Source organism: Ruegeria sp. CG1, assembly GCF_056537265.1.
This window is the reverse complement of the sequence record NZ_JBQFRF010000009.1, coordinates 61,397-78,372: the sequence shown is the minus strand read 5'-3', so window position 1 is coordinate 78,372 and position 16,976 is coordinate 61,397. Positions and strand designations below refer to the sequence as shown.

23 protein-coding genes are annotated in these 16,976 nt (G+C 57.3%); 7 read left to right on the top strand and 16 right to left on the bottom strand.

The genetic code is table 11. The features are described 5' to 3' along the window. Positions 1-96 precede the first annotated feature (96 nt). Together ACR0AU_RS19595 and pip are read right to left on the bottom strand one after the other, a co-directional pair. Positions 97-909: an ABC transporter substrate-binding protein gene (locus ACR0AU_RS19595; protein ID WP_170734142.1), complete on the bottom strand. Its 813-nt coding sequence runs from the start codon at positions 907-909 to the stop codon at positions 97-99. Further along, positions 906-1,883 carry a prolyl aminopeptidase gene (pip, locus tag ACR0AU_RS19590; protein ID WP_480796122.1) on the bottom strand — a complete coding sequence of 326 codons (978 nt, stop codon included), beginning with the start codon at positions 1,881-1,883 and terminating at the stop codon, positions 906-908. The genes ACR0AU_RS19595 and pip overlap by 4 nt, the downstream gene beginning before the upstream one ends. Positions 1,884-1,931: 48 nt before the next feature. On the opposite strand from pip, the gene ubiG reads away from it, so the two are divergent. Continuing rightward, positions 1,932-2,678, top strand: a complete 747-nt coding sequence (ubiG, locus tag ACR0AU_RS19585; RefSeq protein ID WP_480796121.1) for a bifunctional 2-polyprenyl-6-hydroxyphenol methylase/3-demethylubiquinol 3-O-methyltransferase UbiG — start codon at positions 1,932-1,934, stop codon at positions 2,676-2,678. A gap of 71 nt (positions 2,679-2,749) precedes the next feature. Here the strand turns inward: ubiG and ACR0AU_RS19580 are convergent, their stop codons facing one another. The 5 genes from ACR0AU_RS19580 to ACR0AU_RS19560 are packed head-to-tail and all read right to left on the bottom strand — an operon-like array spanning position 2,750 to position 5,820. Beyond that, positions 2,750-3,439 (bottom strand): hypothetical protein, encoded by a 690-nt coding sequence (locus ACR0AU_RS19580; protein ID WP_480796120.1) that lies wholly within the window; start codon positions 3,437-3,439, stop codon positions 2,750-2,752. Between the two features lie 36 nt (positions 3,440-3,475). Next, positions 3,476-3,916, bottom strand: coding sequence for a MarR family winged helix-turn-helix transcriptional regulator (locus ACR0AU_RS19575; protein WP_170395340.1), 441 nt, complete (start codon positions 3,914-3,916; stop codon positions 3,476-3,478). A gap of 14 nt (positions 3,917-3,930) precedes the next feature. Beyond that, positions 3,931-4,761, bottom strand: a complete 831-nt coding sequence (locus ACR0AU_RS19570) for a carbon-nitrogen hydrolase family protein (protein WP_480796119.1) — start codon at positions 4,759-4,761, stop codon at positions 3,931-3,933. Beyond that, on the bottom strand, positions 4,761-5,018 hold the full coding sequence (gene grxC / locus ACR0AU_RS19565) for a glutaredoxin 3 (RefSeq protein ID WP_170395334.1): 258 nt from the start codon (positions 5,016-5,018) through the stop codon (positions 4,761-4,763). The genes ACR0AU_RS19570 and grxC overlap by 1 nt, the downstream gene beginning before the upstream one ends. Positions 5,019-5,055: 37 nt before the next feature. After that, positions 5,056-5,820 (bottom strand): double zinc ribbon domain-containing protein, encoded by a 765-nt coding sequence (locus tag ACR0AU_RS19560; protein ID WP_480796118.1) that lies wholly within the window; start codon positions 5,818-5,820, stop codon positions 5,056-5,058. Here ACR0AU_RS19560 and ACR0AU_RS19555 point away from each other — a divergent pair. Together ACR0AU_RS19555 and hemH are read left to right on the top strand one after the other, a co-directional pair. Continuing rightward, positions 5,801-6,631: a methyltransferase domain-containing protein gene (locus tag ACR0AU_RS19555; protein WP_170647258.1), complete on the top strand. Its 831-nt coding sequence runs from the start codon at positions 5,801-5,803 to the stop codon at positions 6,629-6,631. The genes ACR0AU_RS19560 and ACR0AU_RS19555 overlap by 20 nt on opposite strands. Before the next feature lie 55 nt (positions 6,632-6,686). Then, positions 6,687-7,736 (top strand): ferrochelatase, encoded by a 1,050-nt coding sequence (gene hemH / locus ACR0AU_RS19550; protein WP_170395328.1) that lies wholly within the window; start codon positions 6,687-6,689, stop codon positions 7,734-7,736. Positions 7,737-7,812: 76 nt separating this feature from the next. Here the strand turns inward: hemH and ACR0AU_RS19545 are convergent, their stop codons facing one another. Both ACR0AU_RS19545 and ACR0AU_RS19540 read right to left on the bottom strand, forming a co-directional pair. Then, positions 7,813-7,995: a hypothetical protein gene (locus tag ACR0AU_RS19545; protein WP_010442520.1), complete on the bottom strand. Its 183-nt coding sequence runs from the start codon at positions 7,993-7,995 to the stop codon at positions 7,813-7,815. A 139-nt stretch (positions 7,996-8,134) separates the two neighbouring features. Further along, positions 8,135-8,734 (bottom strand): L,D-transpeptidase, encoded by a 600-nt coding sequence (locus tag ACR0AU_RS19540; protein ID WP_170395325.1) that lies wholly within the window; start codon positions 8,732-8,734, stop codon positions 8,135-8,137. A gap of 169 nt (positions 8,735-8,903) precedes the next feature. On the opposite strand from ACR0AU_RS19540, the gene dalA reads away from it, so the two are divergent. Then, positions 8,904-9,419, top strand: coding sequence for a divisome-associated lipoprotein DalA (gene dalA, locus ACR0AU_RS19535; protein WP_255611997.1), 516 nt, complete (start codon positions 8,904-8,906; stop codon positions 9,417-9,419). A 71-nt stretch (positions 9,420-9,490) separates the two neighbouring features. On the opposite strand, the gene ACR0AU_RS19530 is transcribed toward dalA, so the two are convergent. The 7 genes from ACR0AU_RS19530 to ACR0AU_RS19500 form a co-directional block, all read right to left on the bottom strand. Further along, positions 9,491-9,955, bottom strand: a complete 465-nt coding sequence (locus tag ACR0AU_RS19530; protein ID WP_170395318.1) for a PTS sugar transporter subunit IIA — start codon at positions 9,953-9,955, stop codon at positions 9,491-9,493. Between the two features lie 59 nt (positions 9,956-10,014). After that, on the bottom strand, positions 10,015-10,578 hold the full coding sequence (gene hpf / locus ACR0AU_RS19525; RefSeq protein WP_039541074.1) for a ribosome hibernation-promoting factor, HPF/YfiA family: 564 nt from the start codon (positions 10,576-10,578) through the stop codon (positions 10,015-10,017). Positions 10,579-10,830: 252 nt separating this feature from the next. Next, a complete protein-coding gene (gene lptB, locus ACR0AU_RS19520; RefSeq protein ID WP_170395315.1) occupies positions 10,831-11,589 on the bottom strand; it encodes an LPS export ABC transporter ATP-binding protein in 759 nt (252 codons plus the stop codon). Next, positions 11,589-12,080 (bottom strand): LptA/OstA family protein, encoded by a 492-nt coding sequence (locus ACR0AU_RS19515; RefSeq protein ID WP_480796117.1) that lies wholly within the window; start codon positions 12,078-12,080, stop codon positions 11,589-11,591. The genes lptB and ACR0AU_RS19515 overlap by 1 nt, the downstream gene beginning before the upstream one ends. 3 nt (positions 12,081-12,083) lie before the next feature. Beyond that, entirely contained in the window at positions 12,084-12,692 is a 609-nt protein-coding gene (locus ACR0AU_RS19510) for an LptA/OstA family protein (RefSeq protein ID WP_170734147.1), read from the bottom strand. A gap of 4 nt (positions 12,693-12,696) precedes the next feature. After that, positions 12,697-13,659: a KpsF/GutQ family sugar-phosphate isomerase gene (locus tag ACR0AU_RS19505; protein ID WP_170515699.1), complete on the bottom strand. Its 963-nt coding sequence runs from the start codon at positions 13,657-13,659 to the stop codon at positions 12,697-12,699. Further along, positions 13,656-14,270, bottom strand: coding sequence for a ribonuclease D (locus tag ACR0AU_RS19500; RefSeq protein WP_170734148.1), 615 nt, complete (start codon positions 14,268-14,270; stop codon positions 13,656-13,658). The genes ACR0AU_RS19505 and ACR0AU_RS19500 overlap by 4 nt, the downstream gene beginning before the upstream one ends. A gap of 144 nt (positions 14,271-14,414) precedes the next feature. Between ACR0AU_RS19500 and ACR0AU_RS19495 the strand changes: the two genes are divergently transcribed. The 3 genes from ACR0AU_RS19495 (at position 14,415) to ACR0AU_RS19485 (ending at position 16,969) form a co-directional block, all read left to right on the top strand. After that, positions 14,415-15,734 (top strand): MFS transporter, encoded by a 1,320-nt coding sequence (locus tag ACR0AU_RS19495; protein WP_170734149.1) that lies wholly within the window; start codon positions 14,415-14,417, stop codon positions 15,732-15,734. A 56-nt stretch (positions 15,735-15,790) separates the two neighbouring features. Continuing rightward, positions 15,791-16,219 carry an Lrp/AsnC family transcriptional regulator gene (locus ACR0AU_RS19490; protein ID WP_480571238.1) on the top strand — a complete coding sequence of 143 codons (429 nt, stop codon included), beginning with the start codon at positions 15,791-15,793 and terminating at the stop codon, positions 16,217-16,219. A 72-nt stretch (positions 16,220-16,291) separates the two neighbouring features. Beyond that, positions 16,292-16,969 carry a lytic transglycosylase domain-containing protein gene (locus tag ACR0AU_RS19485; protein WP_480571235.1) on the top strand — a complete coding sequence of 226 codons (678 nt, stop codon included), beginning with the start codon at positions 16,292-16,294 and terminating at the stop codon, positions 16,967-16,969. Positions 16,970-16,976 lie beyond the last annotated feature (7 nt).

Here is a 16,976-nt window from a genome sequence, read left to right as displayed (position 1 = left end):
GGAGCCCCGGACCAGAAGTCCGACGCGCCGCTGTTGCAACTGCATATACGCAGGAGTTCCTGAGTCTGCAACCCCCGGCGCAAATCGTGATCAAATTTACGCCAGCCACCACCGTTCGGCGATGCGCCCATCATCCAGCGCAGCCCGGCTGATCTGGCGCGGCATACCGACATGAGAGGCCATTGCCAACGCCATCTCGGCCTCAGACGGATGAAATCGCAGCCCGCGTTGCGCGGTTAGCTCCTCACCAGCCGGGAGCGCTGCGATATCTACATATCCATCGCGCAATGCTTCGGCCCGCACCCCGGCGTCCGGGATCACGATAATCTCAAGCGTATCGACCCATCCTGCCGTTCCGCTTTTGTAGTGATTGGACACCCTGCGTGCGCGGAAATGACGTTCATCCTCGGCCCGCTCAACCCGGTAGCATCCTGTGCCGTTGGCCAGAGCCAGTGGCGTCACGCCCCCTCGCGCAATGACAAACCGTGACCCAGCCAGCAAGAATGGTAGTCCCGGGTTGCCCTCAGCCAATTGCAACTGCACACGATCAGGTGCAATGGCCTCGGCCTGACCAATATCTTCCAGAACAGCTAGAACATCGTTCACGTCCAGCTTGGTGCCATCGTGGAACACAGCATCATCGCGCAGATCAAAGTTCCAGACCCGCGCATCAGCATCGGTCTGCCAATTTGTAGCCAGCTCTCCGCGCAGGGTACCATCGGGCGCGATCTCGGTCAGGCTGTCAAAGACTGCGCCCCGAGCCACCTGTTCCAGACTGTTGTCGCGTGGCACCGCCAGCCGCAAGGTGCCACCCTGTTTCGGCGTATCGGCCAGAGACGCTCCTGTCGCCGCCAGCAAAGCGGCGGCGGCGCCCGAGGCAAATAATGCGCGACGGTCGATGCGAGTCATACCGTTTCCTCCGACACGCGATCCATGATCCGAACCAGTTCCGCGCTGATGCCCGGTTCTGACAGGGCGTGACCGGCCTGCCGCACCATCTTCAGTTCGACATTGGGCCAGCGCTCGGACAGGTTCCATGCAGCCTGCGGTGGGCAGATCATGTCATAGCGTCCCTGAACGATATGACCGGGAATATGGGCAATCCGGTCCATCTGATCCAGAATTTGCCCGTCATACTCAAGAAACGCCTTGTTCGTGAAATAGTGATTCTCAAGCCGCGCAAAAGTTCGCGCGTATTCGCCGGGGCTTTCCCCGACCGACCCGTTGGTGTGGATCGAGGCCAATGCGTTTTCCCAATGCGACCAGGCGCGAGCATACAGGATCTCGGTCGCGCGGTCGCCTGAAAACAAGCGCTTGTTGTAGGCCGCGATCGCGTCATCCACCTCTTGTTCAGGCAAGAGAGAGGTGAACTTGGCCCATTGTTCGGGCCAGAACTTTCCCGCGCCGCCGCCATAAAACCAATCCAGTTCGGCTTGTGTGGCCAGAAACACCCCGCGCAATACCAGTCGATTAACCCGATCCGGATGGGTCTGGGCATAGATCAACGCCAGCGTCGCACCCCAACTGCCGCCAAAGACGATCCAATCTTCGATGTCGAACAATTTGCGCAGACGCTCGATATCCGCCACCAGATGCCAGGTCGTGTTGTTTTCGACCGACGCGGTGGGCCGCGACCGGCCACAGCCGCGTTGATCAAAGAGAATCACCCGATACACATCCGGGTTGAAATACCGTCGCATCGCCGGGCTGCAGCCGCCGCCCGGCCCGCCATGCAGGATCACCACTGGTATCCCATTGGGATTACCGCATTGTTCCACATAAATACGGTGCCCATCGCCCATATCGACCACGCGCTGATCGAACGGATCGATCGGCGGGTAAAGATATTGAACTGCGCGCTTTTGGTCCGGGTACTTGTCCATTATGGCCCTATATAGTCCTTAAGCGTAAAAGAGCATACGGAGACAGGAATGCAAGCGCATCCGAACACGGTTGACCCGTCAGAGATCGCAAAATTCGAGGCGATGGCCGCAGAATGGTGGGACCCGCATGGGAAATTCAAACCATTGCACATGCTGAATCCGTGCCGTCTGGATTATATCACGCAGCAGATTGCCGGTGAATTTGACCGCGATCTGAAGGCCCCGTGCCCGTTTGAGGGCCTGCGCCTGCTGGATATCGGCTGCGGCGGCGGGCTGCTGAGCGAACCCATGGCTCGCCTTGGGGCCGAGGTCGTGGGCGCTGACGCCGCCGAGGGCAACCTGCCCGTCGCCCGCATCCATGCCGAGCAATCGGGCCTGCAGATCGACTATCGCCACACCACCGCCGAGGATATGGCCGCCGCAGGTGAACAGTTCGACGTTGTGCTGAACATGGAGGTGGTCGAGCATGTGGCTGATCCGTTGGGTTTCCTGACCGCATCGCAACAACTCCTGAAACCCGGCGGCTTGCTGATCTGCTCGACCATCAACCGCAACCCAAAATCCTATGCCATGGCGATTTTCGGGGCCGAGGTCGTCATGCGTTGGCTGCCGCGCGGCACGCACGAGTGGAACAAGTTCATCACCCCGGATGAGCTGTTCGACCTGCTGCGCCAGGCCGGGCTGGAACCGGTGGACCGCAAGGGGTTCGTCTTCAACCCGATCCTGTGGAGCTGGTCGATCTCGGACCGGGATCTGAGCGTGAATTACGTGACGGCGAGTGTGAAGCCTAGGTAGGATGGGTTTTCAACCCATCTTGCAAGCGTTTTCGATCTTAAGCAGTGGGTTAAAACCCATCCTACGCTTGATTATTTTGTGGCTAAACGGTGAAGGTAAAACGCTGAGGCAAAACCAGCTTCGTCCAACGAGTGTTTGAGACGCCCATTTAGAAAAACGCGATGTGGTACGCCCGGGTCGCGCCAAATGTCGATCCCGGACGCCGCATCTGCATTGCAGACAACGTCCCCGGGCTTGGCATCCTTCCATTCAGGAAGTCGAAAAAGGTCATCCCGGTCGGGTCGGGCTCGTCGAAGACTTTTTGACTCAGCAATGTTCAGCGTGCCGGATTTGTTTGCGATCCACAGGATCGAGTAGTCCTGCTCAATCGGTGTGATCTTGTCTCTTTCGAACAGGTTGACGGGATAAAGCCCCCCTTGCCCTAATTCGAGATTTTTGAGGATATCAGCCACATCTGATCGGATCGCCAGAATTCCAAACAAAGTGATTACAGGAGAATACTTCCCGTAGTGAGGCTCAAAATCATGATCTTCAGGAGCAACCTCTTGAAAGAAATCCGGCAAGATATCCTGCTGCTCCAGCGGCTCCCCGTGGCGCTGCCAACGATACAGATTCGCATGATAACCTGATCCGGGTTGCCACCTGAAGGCCTTGAAGCGTTCACTTGGTTCTTCAGGAAAATCATCGGGGACAAGCGCCCGGAATGGCCTCTGCAGGTCCATCCCGACGGTAATGTCTGAAACCCAAATTTCATCCGTCATCTTTTACGATCCTTTGGCGCAGTTGGCGTAAAGCCCCTACTCCCCCTCCAACTGCAACCGCAAATCCCGTAGCACGGGCAGCGTGCTGCGCACCCGCTCCAGCCCCAGCTCTCCGACCACGCGGTTGATCAGCGGGGCAATCGAGGAAATCGCCTGATCGCGTGCGCGTCGGCCTGCGGGGCTGATGGCGACCATCTTGCGGCGGGCGTCGTCCCAGTCGGGGCGGATGTGGATATAACCGGCCCATTCTAGCTTGGCCAAAGTGTTGGTCATCGCCCCGCGCGTCACATGGAACGTGTTGGCCAGTTGCGCCGGGGTGCGCTCGTCGCCGACAAACACCAGATGGTTCAGCACCGAGAAATGCGAGATCTCCATGCCTTTGGGCAGCACCCGGCTCAGCCGGTTGCGCAATAGCTGATCGGCGGTCAGGATCTCGCTGAACAGCGTGACCGCCAGGGCATTTTTTTCGTCAGTCATGGTCCGGTTCTGGATCAGGGTCCGTCAAAGGGGCGGACATGTGTTAGTGAAGGCACGCGTCTTCGCGCCTCTGTAACAGACCTATCATCCAAATCAAAAAAGTGAATGCCCGGATCGGTGCCTGCGTCGATCAGCACCTCTCCCCACGGGGCGACAACCATACTGTGGCCGTGTGTATATCGCGTCTTGCCGCGAGTTTTAGGGTGCTCACCCGTTTGTGCCGGAGCCAGCACCCAGCAGCTGGTCTCAATGGCCCGCGCGCGCAGCAGTGCTTCCCAATGGGCCGCACCGGTGACCGGCGAAAACGCCGCCGGGACGGTGAGAATCCGCGCGCCCGCCTGCGCCAAAGCGGCATACAGGTAGGGAAATCGAATATCATAGCAGATGGTCAGGCCGACTTTACCGAAATCGGTGTCGGCAATCACCGCTTTCTGACCGGGGCGATAGTTCTTCGATTCGCGGAAGGTCTCGGATTCCGTGACCTGCACGTCGAACATGTGAATCTTGTCGTACCGCGCCACGATCTGCCCCTGCGGGTTGACCATGAAGCTACGGTTGGCAAAGCGCCCGTCCGCGTCATGCGTTTTGATCGCAAGTGACCCGATCAGCAGCCAGACACCCAATTTGGCGGCCTGTTCGCACAGACCCGCCAAAGTAATGTCGTCTTCTTCGTGCTGCAGAACCTCGTGCTGGCGTGTGGTGCTGGTGGAGACGCAATTCGTGACCTCGGGCGTCAGAATGAACTGCGCACCCTGCGCTGCCGCGTGGGCCATCATGGCACGCACCATCTCGAGATTCTCAGCCGGATCATCCGACGCGGTGATCTGCAGCAAAGCGGTTTTCATCAAGCCGCCAGCAGGCGGTCCAGCTTGCCCTGACGTTCAAGCTCGTAAAGATCGTCGCACCCACCAACATGGGTGGTGCCCACAAAAATCTGCGGCACAGTGCGTTTTCCTGCCGCGCGCTGGATCATTTCAGGTTTGCGTTTCGGATGCATCAGCACGTCGATTTCCTTGAATTCGACGCCTTTCTGTTTCAACAACCGCTTGGCCGCATGACAAAAGCCGCACAGCGGCGAGGTGTAGATTTCTACCGGCTTCATATTCCGTCCCTTTGGGTTTCGCACATTCTTGGGCGAATTAGGCATCCTTGGCAACGCGCGCCAGTACCAACACGAAAATATGATTTGCCCCTGACGCGCGACAGACACGCGCGCAGGCGTCCAACGTCGCACCCGAGGTCATAACATCATCGACCAGAAGAATATCCCGGCCTCTGATCATGGGAGCACGTTTTCGGTGCAGGGATATGGAGTTGGACAACGCAAGGGATCGCTCAACAGCAGTTTTTCCATCCAGAACAGGGGTGCGTACCGTGCGTACCAGAAGATCGGGGCAGACACTCAACTCCGCTTCCCGGCCCAGATGCCCCGCCAGCAGCGCCGATTGATTGTAGCGACGCTTGATCAGCCGGGTCCAGTGCAGCGGAACCGGTGCGATCAGCATGTTCGGGTGCAACAGCTCTTGCCCGGCTTGGGCCATCCAGCGGGCGGCAGGGCGGGCCAGCTCAGGCCGATCCCCGTGCTTAAAGGCAAGTATAAGTGCCTTCGCGCCCCCCTGATACAGCAACGCTGCCCGACCATGCTGCCACGCGCACGGTGCCCTGAGGCAGTCATCACATTCAATCCGGTGTCCGTCCTGCGCGCCGGGAAGTGGCATGCCGCAGCTTTCGCAGACGGTGCCACCGATGAACGGCGTGTCGCGCCAGCATGCGCCGCAGAGGCCGAAATCGGATTCGGTCAGTGCTCCGCAGGACAGGCAACGCGGTGGGTAGATCATCTCGACAGCGGTTTGAATCCCCTGACGAATGCGATACTTGCGGCTTATGAAGCTTCCGTCCGACACTACACCCTCTCTGTTTGACCGCGCCGTCCTTGCGCTTCACCGCGGCCGCGTGCGGGACGAGGCGCTTTTCCTGCACCGTGCCGCCGTTGACGAAGTGCAGGATCGTCTGTCCATGGTTAACAAAACCTTTAAGGCGCCCGCCGTCGTGACCCCCTTCCCCCATATCTGGGAGGGGTTGTGGCCCGAGGCTCGGGTGATTGGGGATGAAGATGTTCTCGACTTGACGCCAGGTGCGCATGATCTCGTGATACATGCGATGGCGCTGCATTGGGCAAACGACCCGGTCGGCCAACTGATCCAATGCCATCGCGCCATGAAACCCGATGGATTGCTACTGGCGGTATGTTTGGGGGGTGACACCCTTCAGGAATTGCGCGCCGCTCTGGGTCAGGCCGAGATAGAGGAGACCGGCGGTCTCAGCCCCCGCATCGCCCCCATGGCCGAGCTTCGTGATCTGGGGGGGCTGCTACAACGGGCCGGGCTGGCTTTGCCGGTCGCCGACAAGGCGACGCTGTCCGCAGAATATCGCGATCTGTTGCATCTGATGCGTGATCTGCGTGCGATGGGGGAAACCAACGCTTTGGCGGATCGCCTGAAACACCCGACCCGACGCGCTGTTTTTGACAAAGCGCAGGACATCTACGCCGGGCATTACGCATCGCCACAGGGCCGCCTGGCGGCAACATTTGAATTGATCTGTCTGACGGGCTGGGCCCCCGATGACAGCCAACCCAAACCTTTGCGTCCGGGATCCGCCAAGATGCGGCTGGCTGATGCGCTAGGTACGGATGAGGGCAAACTGCCCGATTGACGACCGGCCTTTTCCCTATATCTCAGGCCAGACACCACAAATCAGGAAGCTTTCAATGTTTGATGCCACTCGTCCAACCCATGCCCCTGCAGACCATCCCAAGGTCAAGATGGGCCGCGTCGGCATCCTGCTGGCTAATCTGGGAACTCCAGATGACTACAGTTATTGGCCTATGCGGCGGTATCTGAACGAGTTCCTGTCGGACAAGCGCGTGATCGACTACCCGGCGTGGAAGTGGCAGCCGATTCTGCAAAGCATCATTCTGACCAAGCGGCCTTTCAGTTCGGGTGAGGCGTACAAGTCAATCTGGAATCACGATAAGGGCGAAAGCCCGTTGATGACGATCACCAAAGATCAGACTGCCAAGCTGCGCGCAGCGATGCAGCAGCGGTATGGCGATCGGGTGATGCTGGATTTTTGCATGCGCTACGGCAATCCTTCAACTCCGTCGAAGGTCCGGGAGATGGTAGAAGAAGGCTGTGATCGCATCCTGTTCTTCCCGCTCTACCCGCAATACGCCGGTGCCACGACTGCCACAGCAAATGATCAGTTCTTCCGCGCGTTGATGAAAGAGTCATGGCAGCCTGCCAGCCGAACTGTTCCGGCCTATTTCGACGAACCTGCCTATATCGATGCGTTGGCGAGCTCTGTCGAGCGCGCCTATGCAGATATGGAGACAAAACCGGATGTCTTGGTCTGCTCGTATCACGGGATGCCCCAGCGTTATTTGCAGCAAGGGGACCCCTACCACTGCCAATGCGTGAAAACATCAAGGCTACTGAAAGAGCGTCTGGGATGGACGGATGATCAGCTGATCTCGACCTTTCAATCGCGCTTTGGACCGGAAGAATGGCTGAAGCCCTACACCGTTGATCACGTGGCTGATCTGGCGCGTCAGGGTAAGAAGAACATCGCCGTCATCGCACCTGCCTTCTCTGCCGATTGCATTGAGACGCTGGAAGAGATCAACGAAGAGATCAAAGAGAGCTTCGAAGAGGCAGGTGGTGAATCGTTTACCTATATCCCTTGCCTTAACGACGATGATTCGCATATCGCCGCGCTGATTAAAGTGATCGAAGACAATCTGCGTGGTTGGTTAGACTAATCGCGCGCTTTCACCAGACACGAAAAAAGGCGGTGGTTTGCACCACCGCCTTTTAAGTGCATAAAGTCTCGTCGACTTAGCTTGCTGCAACAGCTGCGGCAACAACAACCAGCAGGATCAGCGGCAGGATGATGCCCTGCGACGAACCTTGGGTCTCTTCGACAACAACAGGTGCTTCAACAACCGGCTCTTCCAGGTTGCCAGCATATGCGGTCGAAGCAGCAGCGGTCAGAGCAGCAGCGAGAACGAGTTTCTTCATATTAACCTCCAGAATTTGCGCGATTCCCAATAGCGAAACCACGCATCTAAGACTTACCTCGTGAGTTTTTCTAATCAGCAATGCAGGCGGATTGCAATTGCAACTTGTCCCGCAAGCGGGTTCGTGCGCGAAAATGTCGTCAAATTAGCAACACTTGCGTGCCGACCTTGGCCATAGAAAACAGTTCGGCGATGTCATCGTTGAACAAGCCAATGCACCCGTTCGACGACCGGCGTCCAATTTTACGCGTATCGTGGGTGCCATGGATGCGATAATACTTCCAGCTCAGATATAAAGCGTGTGTTCCCAGCGGGTTATCGGGACCCGGCGGAATATAGTCCGGCCATTCAGGGTTGCGCTTCTTCATCGATGGCGTCGGTGACCAGCTTGGGCCTTCCACCTTGCGAATGACACTGGTGCGTCCGCGACGGGTCAATTCCTCGGTCAGAGGCACCGAAGAGGGGTACAGTTTGTATACGGATTGATCATCTGACCAATAATGCAGCGCTCTGGATACGGTATCCACCAGAATGGCGCCGTTTCTTGTGTTCGAAAAATAGGGCTGCCAGTCCAGCGCACGGAATCCCGACACATTGCGGCGTACCGGAGCTTCCGGTTCCGGGGCGGGGCGTAGCGGGTCGCCCGGAATATACTGAGCCAACGCAGGCGAGGCCAAGCTGGCGGTTGCACCGGCCAGGAATCCCCGGCGCGTCGATGTAAGAATATGTTTCTTGACCATGGAGATCGGTCCTCTGCTAACAGCAAATGCAAAATATAAGGCATTTTATGGCCAGAATGCTTCAGTCGCAAATCAAACCGGCAGAATCACGCAAGGTTGGGGCATTGTAGGTTTGCTCCGGGCGGTCAAGCAGGCTATTTCCCTTCTCGACACAATATTTAGGCCGATCATGACACGTATTCTTTCTCTACTAGCGATTTGTTTTGTCGCACTTGCGGCATGTACCGATTCGGGCACATCCGCTATTGGCGCCGATGGCAGGCCGCTGCCATCCGTGTACAAAATTCGCGGCAACCCTGAAAAGCTGCAGTTTAGAATGCTGGATTCGGTGAATGCCTTGCGGCAGGCATCTGGCTTGCAACAGGTCCAATTGAACTCGCAACTGAATGCAGCTGCCGCCACTCATGCGAAAGACATGGCGCGACAGAATCGGCCCTGGCATTTCGGTTCGGACGGTTCGTCTCCGTTGGATCGCGCGGCGCGCGCCGGTTACTTCGGTACATTCCTGGGTGAAGCGATCTCGGAAACCTTTGAGACCGAGACCGAAACGCTGGCCGCATGGATGCAGGAACCCGGTCCTCGTGCTGTGATCATGGACCCGCGCGCCACCCAGATGGGATTCGCCTGGCACCAAGAAGGCGGTGGCAAGATCTGGTGGACGCTGGAAATGGGATCCGGCGGCTGATCACGCCAGCTAAAGAAACAAAAAAATGCCCCCGACAAATCGGGGGCTTTTTTTGTTGATAAGTGGGCCAATCAGGCAGCTTGCATCGATTGCGCTTCAGTCAGAATGGCATATAGCTTTACCGGGTCAGGGTTGGCCCGCAGCTTGGCGCAGACCGATTGCTCGCGCAGCGTGCGCGAGACCAACGCCAGCGCCTTAAGGTGTTCAACCCCCGCCTCTTCTGGCGCAAACAGGGAAAACGCCAAATCAACCGGCTGACGGTCGACCGACCCGAAGTCGATGGGCTTTTCCAGCATGACAAACACGCCCGAAACCGATTCCAGTTCGGAAAGCCGTGCGTGCGGAAGTGCAACACCATGTCCAACACCAGTTGGGCCAAGGCTCTCCCTCTCAAGCAGGCTGTCTACGATCGTCTGAGCATCCAGCCCAAGCGTCGCGGCGCCCACATCGCCAATTTCCTGAAACAAACGCTTCTTGCTGGAAGCAGCGGACAGTACACGCACCGCTTCTGGCTTTAGAATGCTCGAAAGCTCCATCATTTTGCTCCTAAGCCGTGCCCCCGGCTATTCGGGGGCAGGCCGATTTGTCTTGCCTGTTACGGATCGATCCAACCGATATTGCCGTCCTCGCGGCGATAAACGACATTCAATCCGTCCTTGTTCTCATTTCGGAACACCAGTACCGGAGCACCAGCGAGTTCCATCTGCATGACGGCTTCACCAACACTGAGCGATGGGATCTTGGTTTCCATCTCAGCCACGATCATAGGCTGCAGCGATTCGGGTTCGTCTGCCGTCTCCGATTCGTCAGAGGCGAGGATATAAGAGGACGCGCCAAAGAGTTCAACCGGCTCGGACCGATCCTTATGGTGGTCTTTCAGGCGGCGCTTATAGCGTCGCAGTTGTGTCTCCATCTTGTCGCAGCAGCCTTCGAATGCCGCGTAAATCTCGGTCGCGTGCGCCTTGGCCTGTGCGGTCAGGCCGGTCGACAGATGCACGGTGGTTTCGCATACATATTCATGCGCCGAACGGGAAAAGACGACGTTGGCGTCTGTAGGCCGCTGGGCATATTTGCCCACGACCTCGCCCAGTTCGGTCTGCACATGGGTCTGCAGGGCCGCACCGATGTCGATCTGTTTTCCGCTGATTTGGTAACGCATGTGATCTCCTTCACAATTCACACCCATTCTGACGTCGCGTAACGCGACTGACTTGTTTTTATCGGGTGGGGGGTATCGGCATGTTCTGCGGTTGCCGTTGGCCCGGCCCTTCAACGAAGGGAGATCGAGATCCAGTTTGGAACCGAAGAAATGCCATATGCCAATTGAGCCAAGAGGTGAGGGAAGAGTCAATCAAAACAGGTGTGTATATACGTGATTTCCGTCATGCGTCAGGCGCATCTCCGCACAACCTTATGAAATACGGAAGTTTTCACCCAGATAGACCCGGCGAACATTTTCGTTTTCGACAACTTCGTCGGGCGTGCCTGACATCAAAACCTGGCCATCATGCAGGATATAGGCCCGATCCACAATCTCCAGCGTTTCCCGGACGTTATGATCCGTGATCAGTACTCCGATGCCACGCTTTTTCAGATCGGCCACTAGATGCCGGATATCACCGACACTGATCGGATCGACACCCGCAAATGGTTCGTCCAACAGAAGATATTTCGGATCGGCGGCCAGACAGCGCGCAATTTCGACCCGGCGGCGTTCCCCGCCGGACAATGCCAATGCAGGCGCTCGGCGCAGGTGTTCGATGGAAAAGTCCGATAGCAGCTCTTCCAGCCGCTCCTTGCGGCGATGGGCATGTTTAACCGTGATATCTAGAACCGAAGCGATGTTGTCTTCAACGCTCATCCCGCGGAAAATCGACATCTCCTGCGGCAGATATCCGATCCCCATCCGGGCACGACGATACATCGGCAGGGTCGTGACGCTCTGCCCATCAATCGTGACCGTGCCCGCTTCGGGGAAAACCAGACCCGCGACAGAATAAAAAGTGGTGGTCTTGCCCGATCCGTTCGGGCCTAGCAACGCTACGACCTCGGAGCGGTTCAATTCCATGGACACATCGCGAATGACGGTCTTCTTGCGATAAGACTTTCGTAGCTTTTCGATCTTCAGACCGGAAGAACCTTCAGCGATGGAGAGTTCGGGCCGGTTCATCAGTTGCCACCTTGTTGCAGAATGGTTTTGACGCGCCCTGACATCGTCGCGGTTCCCGTGGTCAGATTTGCAATCATCTCGTCGCCGCTGATGATACTTGGGCCCTGCGTCAGCAACACGTTGCCCTTCATCTCAATCACGCCGGAATCGATGGTGTATTCTGCCCAATCGCCCTCGGCTGCGTCGGGCGGACTGACCAGAACCACGTTTTCGGTGGCCTCCATCCGTTCGATGGCTGAGCGTTCTTCGTTATAGATGACAAGAACCCGGTCTGCCGTCAGGCGCATCTCGCCCTGGATGACAATGACGTTGCCGATAAACTCGGCCGATCCATCTTCCTGATTCACGTTCAATGTCTCGGACGTCACTTCGACCGGCAGCGTCGGGTCGGCATTGACCGAGCCGAACGCCACCTGAGCCTCTTGTGCAAAAACAGGTGTGGCTCCGACAGCCACGGCTAGACACAAAAAGGCGACACGTAAATCGAACACAAGTTATCTTTCTGCTTTTTGCGGCTCATATATCAACTTCACGCCGCCTGTAAAAAGAATATGAACCGGACCGTCCTTTTTTTCGGTCCCAAACACCATTCTTCCGGCAGTAAAGTCGCCAATCGGACCGGTTCCGTCAATCTGTCCAGGGCTATCACCACGTATTTCATCCAGCGACGTATTCAACAGGTCGGTGGTGACCTGGATGCCGTCTCTGGTGGTGATGACCACATCCCCTGCAAACGTTGCAGTACCCTTGTCTGGCCTGATGATGCCTGTGTTGGACTCGAGTGTGATCTCGCCCCCATTGCTTAGTCCAAAGCGACCCTGCACTTCGGCTGCCGTCGGCGTGTCGCCATCGCCACCCTGACTGGCCCTTCGGGCTTCGACTCGGATTTCCTCGCCCTTGCTGGTGACACCTTTATAGTCGGGCCGCGTGACCACCTGATCTGTCAGCCGGTCATCAATATCCTGATCACTGAACGGCACCGAGACATTGGTGTCGACGCTGCGAGAAAGAAGAAAGACAGAAGACAGCAACAAAATCGCCACAAGCGGTAGCAGCACCTTCAGGAACTGCACCCATCGGGAATGGCGATCAACTTCAGCCATCTTCCTAACCCAATCCTACACGCAGACAGTCATGTATGTGCAGCAGACCCAAGGCTGGGCCATTTGTGTCAGGATCAACCACAAAGAGTGACGTGATCTTGCGATCGTTCATGATTGCAACTGCCTCCTCCGCCATGGCACTTGGCGCAATGGTCATTGGATTTTCGGTCATCACCTCTTCGGTGTTTTTGCTCAATAGCCCGTCCATGTTCCTGCGCAGGTCGCCATCGGTCACAATACCCAGCAAACGACCTGCCTGATCAGTGACTCCCACAACACCAAAGCTCTTCTGACTCATGACCAGCAGCGCCTCGCTCATCGGGGTGCCAGCGGTCACCAAGGGCAAATCTTCATGCATCAGATCACGCACAGTAGACAGTTGCGCCCCCAACTTTCCACCGGGGTGGTAAGCGCGGAAATCTTCGGGTTTGAAATCCCGGTACTTCATCAGCGCAATCGCCAGCGCGTCGCCCATCGCCAGTGTCAGCGTCGTCGAGATTGAAGGCACCATCCCAAAACCACAGGCCTCTCCCAGTGACGGGATCAGCAGATGCACATCCGCCTGTTTCATCAACGTGCTTTCGGGCTTGCTGGACAAACCGATCAGCGGAATTCCGAAGCGACGGGTGAAGGCCAGAAGGTTGGCCAGTTCCGGTGCTTCGCCAGAATTCGAGATGGCAAGAACCACATCGCCTTTCGACACCATGCCAAGATCACCATGGCTGGCCTCGGCAGGATGGACGAAATACGCCGGTGTTCCGGTGCTGGCCAAAGTGGCTGCAATCTTGTGGCCAATGTGTCCCGACTTTCCAATACCACTGATGATGATGCGGCCAGTGGCTTGCAGGATCAGCTGTACGGCCTCGGCGAAGTGCTCGTCCAAGCCATCGGCCAGGACATCCAGCGCACGGGCTTCGTCGGTGACAACCTGCCGGGCGGTTCTGAGGAATGCTTCGGTATCAGTCATGAATGCGCAAAAATATCGGTTTCGGGCCAGCCTGCGAGGTCAAGCTTCGCACGCATCGGCAGGAAGTCAAAGCAGGCCTGTGCCATTTCGGCTCGACCTTCGCGGGCCAGCCGCCCGTCCAGAGCCTCGCGCAGCTGATGCAGGTACAGAACATCTGACGCAGCATATTCCAACTGAGCATCGGTCAGTGTGTCCGCACCCCAATCGCTCATCTGTTGTTGTTTCGAGATATCGACGCCGATCAGTTCCTGACACAGGTTCTTCAGACCATGCCGGTCGGTATATGTGCGCACCAAGCGGCTGGCGATCTTAGTGCAATAAACCGGTGCGGCCAGCGCCCCAAAGGTGTGATACATCGCAGCGATGTCAAAGCGACCAAAGTGGAACAGCTTCAAAACATTCGGGTTCTCCAGCATCGCGCAAAGGTTCGGTGCCTGCGTCTGCCCATTCTCGACCTGAACGATATGGCTGTTGCCATCCCCTCCTGACATCTGGATCACGCACAGGCGATCTCGATGCGGATTCAGCCCCATAGTTTCACAGTCGATGGCCACGATGGGGCCCAAATCCAACCCGTCCGGCAGGTCATTTTTATACAGATGGTTCGCCACGGAATTGTCCTTTGTGCGCTTTCGGCCCCGAGATAGGCGGTTTGGCCCGCAAACTCAACGCCGTCCTTGGAAAAGCGTCCCCTTGACCTTGTGGCCAACACTTGAACTATGGATCGGCGACACCGCGATTGAGAAATTCCGACAATGCTCAGCATCCTGAGAAACCGCACTTACAGACATCTGCTGGCCGCGCAGATCGTGGCGCTGACCGGAACCGGGCTGGCGACGGTTGCCTTGGGGCTGTTAGCCTTTGATCTGGCCGGAGAGGCCGCCGGGATGGTCCTTGGTACCGCTCTTACGATCAAAATGATCGCCTATGTCACCGTTGCCCCGCTTGCTGCTGCCTTTGCCGAGCGGCTGGATCGTCGCCGGATGCTGGTCGCACTGGATCTGGTGCGCGCTGTGGTTGCGCTCTGCCTGCCTTTCGTGTCCGAAATCTGGCAGGTCTACGTGCTGATCTTTGTGCTGCAATCCGCCTCAGCCGGATTTACACCCGCGTTTCAGGCCACCATCCCGGATGTGCTGACCAACGAACAGGACTATACCAAAGCCCTGTCCCTGTCGCGGCTGGCTTACGATCTGGAAAGCCTGCTGAGCCCGATGCTGGCCGCCACCTTGCTGCTGTTCGTCAGTTTCGACAGCCTGTTTCTGGGCACCTGTGTCGGTTTTGTCGCCTCAGCCTTGCTTGTGGTGTCTGCAACTTTGCCCTCACCCAAACCATCCCAGCCGCGTGGCATCTATGACCGCACCACGCGCGGCATTCGAATTTACCTTAAAACCCCGCGCCTGCGGGGGCTGCTGGCGCTGAGTTGGAGCGCGGCCGCGCTCAGTTCGATGGTCATCGTCAACACGGTCGTGATCGTGCGCGGCGATCTTGGTCTTTCTGAAAGCGCCGTTGCCATCGCACTGGCCGGGTTCGGTGGCGGTTCGATGCTCGCGGCATTTGCACTGCCACGCCTTCTGGATCACATTCCAGAGCGTCGCGTCATGCTGGGTGGTGCATCATTGGCGACGGGCACCATGGCGATGGCAGCGCTGCTATCTGTCACTCTGCCGATGACATTAGGTTTGCTGACAACGACATGGCTATTGATTGGTTTTGGGTATTCCAGCATGCTGACGCCTTCGGGCCGCCTACTGACCCGATCAGCCCACCCCGAAGATCGACCCGCCGTGTTTGCCGCACAGTTCACTCTGTCTCATGCTTGCTGGCTGGTGCTTTATCCCTTGGCCGGGTGGCTGATGACCCGCTTTGGCGTAACTGTGGCCATGGCCGGAATGGTAACTGCCGCGATTCTGGGTCTGGTATTTGTGCTCATTGCCTGGCCACGGCGCGAAGACAATGCGGTGGTCCATAACCATCCTGACCTTCCACAGGATCACCCCCACCTGTCTGGGCCAAAACCTCATGCGCATCCGATCATCATTGATGAACTGCATCCCCGTTATCCGCACCAGCCTTGAGCCCGAACACCAAACTACCCTAAACCGAGGCGAAGTTGCCTGAACCCGGAGCCGCAATGGACCAGCTTGACCGACGCATCATCGCCGCTTTGCAACACAATGCACGCGATTCGACGACCCTCATCGCCTCTAAGCTTGGCGTCGCCCGAACAACGGTGCATGAACGCATCAATCGAATGGAAGAGCGGGGCGTCATCGCAGGTTACTCGGTCGTCCTGCGCGAAACCGAAGATACGCCACGCGTTCAGATCATCGTTCTGCTTGAAGTGCAGCAGAAAGAAACCACACGGATCATCAAGCGGCTTGAAGCTTATCCCGAGGTCAAACTGTGTTTGTCAATCAATGGCGAATTTGACCTGCTGCTTTCCGCCGAAGCGCCACGGATCGATGATCTTGATATTCTGGTCGACGAACTTGCGCGCATCCCCGGCGTATTGCGTACCAACACCAGTGTGGTTTTTGGCCGAAAGATTGATCGAAACTAAGGCGCGCTAACTCTCTGTAAACAGATGATTGGATAGCTTGGCCCGGACTGATTAGAATTCCGGACCGGCAGAATGCCAACTCAAAACCTACTAGTTTCCGCGCTCTTGGCGCAGGCCCTTCTGGCGCAGGCCGGATACGCATCGCCAACATCGGCGCTGTGTGATCAAGCGGCCCGGCGGGCTGCGCAGGCCGAAGGCGTCCCGCTCGATGTTCTCAAGGCAATTGCCCGCGTAGAAACAGGCCGCACGCAGAACGGATTACTGGAACCCTGGCCATGGACCGTCAATCGTGAAGGACAGGGATATTGGTTTGCCTCCGAGGTTGAGGCAAAGTCTTACGTGTTCGACATCTTCAAATCCGGTGTACGCAGCTTTGATGTCGGTTGCTTTCAGATCAATTATCGTTGGCATGGTAAGGCTTTTCGCTCGATCGACGCGATGTTCGATCCGGATGAAAACGCAACCTATGCAGCACGGTTTCTGGCCCAGCTTTATGCGGAACTTGGATCATGGCCTGCCGCTGCCGGGGCCTACCACTCGCGCACGCAGCACCTTGCGGCCTCATATTCTGATCGTTTTCAGACCGTCCTGGCGCAGCTGGATGGCTCGGGCACAGCCCACGAACGCGATCCATTCACAGCATCTGCCAGTCCGCTCATCCCGCTGAACGCTCATCCGGTCGGCCAGAACGCGCTGGGGTCACTGGTTCCCGAAACCGCTACAGCCACCGCCTTTATCGCTTTCAATTAGGAGCAGA

Bases quoted from the DNA above. Each gene is read 5' to 3' on its own strand.
- ACR0AU_RS19555 (WP_170647258.1), top strand. From the start codon at position 5,801: ATGAAGCTTCCGTCCGACACTACACCCTCTCTGTTTGACCGCGCCGTC.
- ACR0AU_RS19495 (WP_170734149.1), top strand. From the start codon at position 14,415: ATGCTCAGCATCCTGAGAAACCGCACTTACAGACATCTGCTGGCCGCG.
- ACR0AU_RS19580 (WP_480796120.1), bottom strand. From the start codon at position 3,439: ATGACGGATGAAATTTGGGTTTCAGACATTACCGTCGGGATGGACCTG.
- ACR0AU_RS19510 (WP_170734147.1), bottom strand. From the start codon at position 12,692: ATGGCTGAAGTTGATCGCCATTCCCGATGGGTGCAGTTCCTGAAGGTG.
- hemH (WP_170395328.1), top strand. From the start codon at position 6,687: ATGTTTGATGCCACTCGTCCAACCCATGCCCCTGCAGACCATCCCAAG.
- dalA (WP_255611997.1), top strand. From the start codon at position 8,904: ATGACACGTATTCTTTCTCTACTAGCGATTTGTTTTGTCGCACTTGCG.
- pip (WP_480796122.1), bottom strand. From the start codon at position 1,883: ATGGACAAGTACCCGGACCAAAAGCGCGCAGTTCAATATCTTTACCCG.
- ubiG (WP_480796121.1), top strand. From the start codon at position 1,932: ATGCAAGCGCATCCGAACACGGTTGACCCGTCAGAGATCGCAAAATTC.
- ACR0AU_RS19530 (WP_170395318.1), bottom strand. From the start codon at position 9,955: ATGGAGCTTTCGAGCATTCTAAAGCCAGAAGCGGTGCGTGTACTGTCC.
- ACR0AU_RS19505 (WP_170515699.1), bottom strand. From the start codon at position 13,659: ATGACTGATACCGAAGCATTCCTCAGAACCGCCCGGCAGGTTGTCACC.
- hpf (WP_039541074.1), bottom strand. From the start codon at position 10,578: ATGCGTTACCAAATCAGCGGAAAACAGATCGACATCGGTGCGGCCCTG.
- ACR0AU_RS19570 (WP_480796119.1), bottom strand. From the start codon at position 4,761: ATGAAAACCGCTTTGCTGCAGATCACCGCGTCGGATGATCCGGCTGAG.
- ACR0AU_RS19575 (WP_170395340.1), bottom strand. From the start codon at position 3,916: ATGACTGACGAAAAAAATGCCCTGGCGGTCACGCTGTTCAGCGAGATC.
- grxC (WP_170395334.1), bottom strand. From the start codon at position 5,018: ATGAAGCCGGTAGAAATCTACACCTCGCCGCTGTGCGGCTTTTGTCAT.
- ACR0AU_RS19540 (WP_170395325.1), bottom strand. From the start codon at position 8,734: ATGGTCAAGAAACATATTCTTACATCGACGCGCCGGGGATTCCTGGCC.
- ACR0AU_RS19485 (WP_480571235.1), top strand. From the start codon at position 16,292: ATGCCAACTCAAAACCTACTAGTTTCCGCGCTCTTGGCGCAGGCCCTT.
- lptB (WP_170395315.1), bottom strand. From the start codon at position 11,589: ATGAACCGGCCCGAACTCTCCATCGCTGAAGGTTCTTCCGGTCTGAAG.
- ACR0AU_RS19545 (WP_010442520.1), bottom strand. From the start codon at position 7,995: ATGAAGAAACTCGTTCTCGCTGCTGCTCTGACCGCTGCTGCTTCGACC.
- ACR0AU_RS19490 (WP_480571238.1), top strand. From the start codon at position 15,791: ATGGACCAGCTTGACCGACGCATCATCGCCGCTTTGCAACACAATGCA.
- ACR0AU_RS19595 (WP_170734142.1), bottom strand. From the start codon at position 909: ATGACTCGCATCGACCGTCGCGCATTATTTGCCTCGGGCGCCGCCGCC.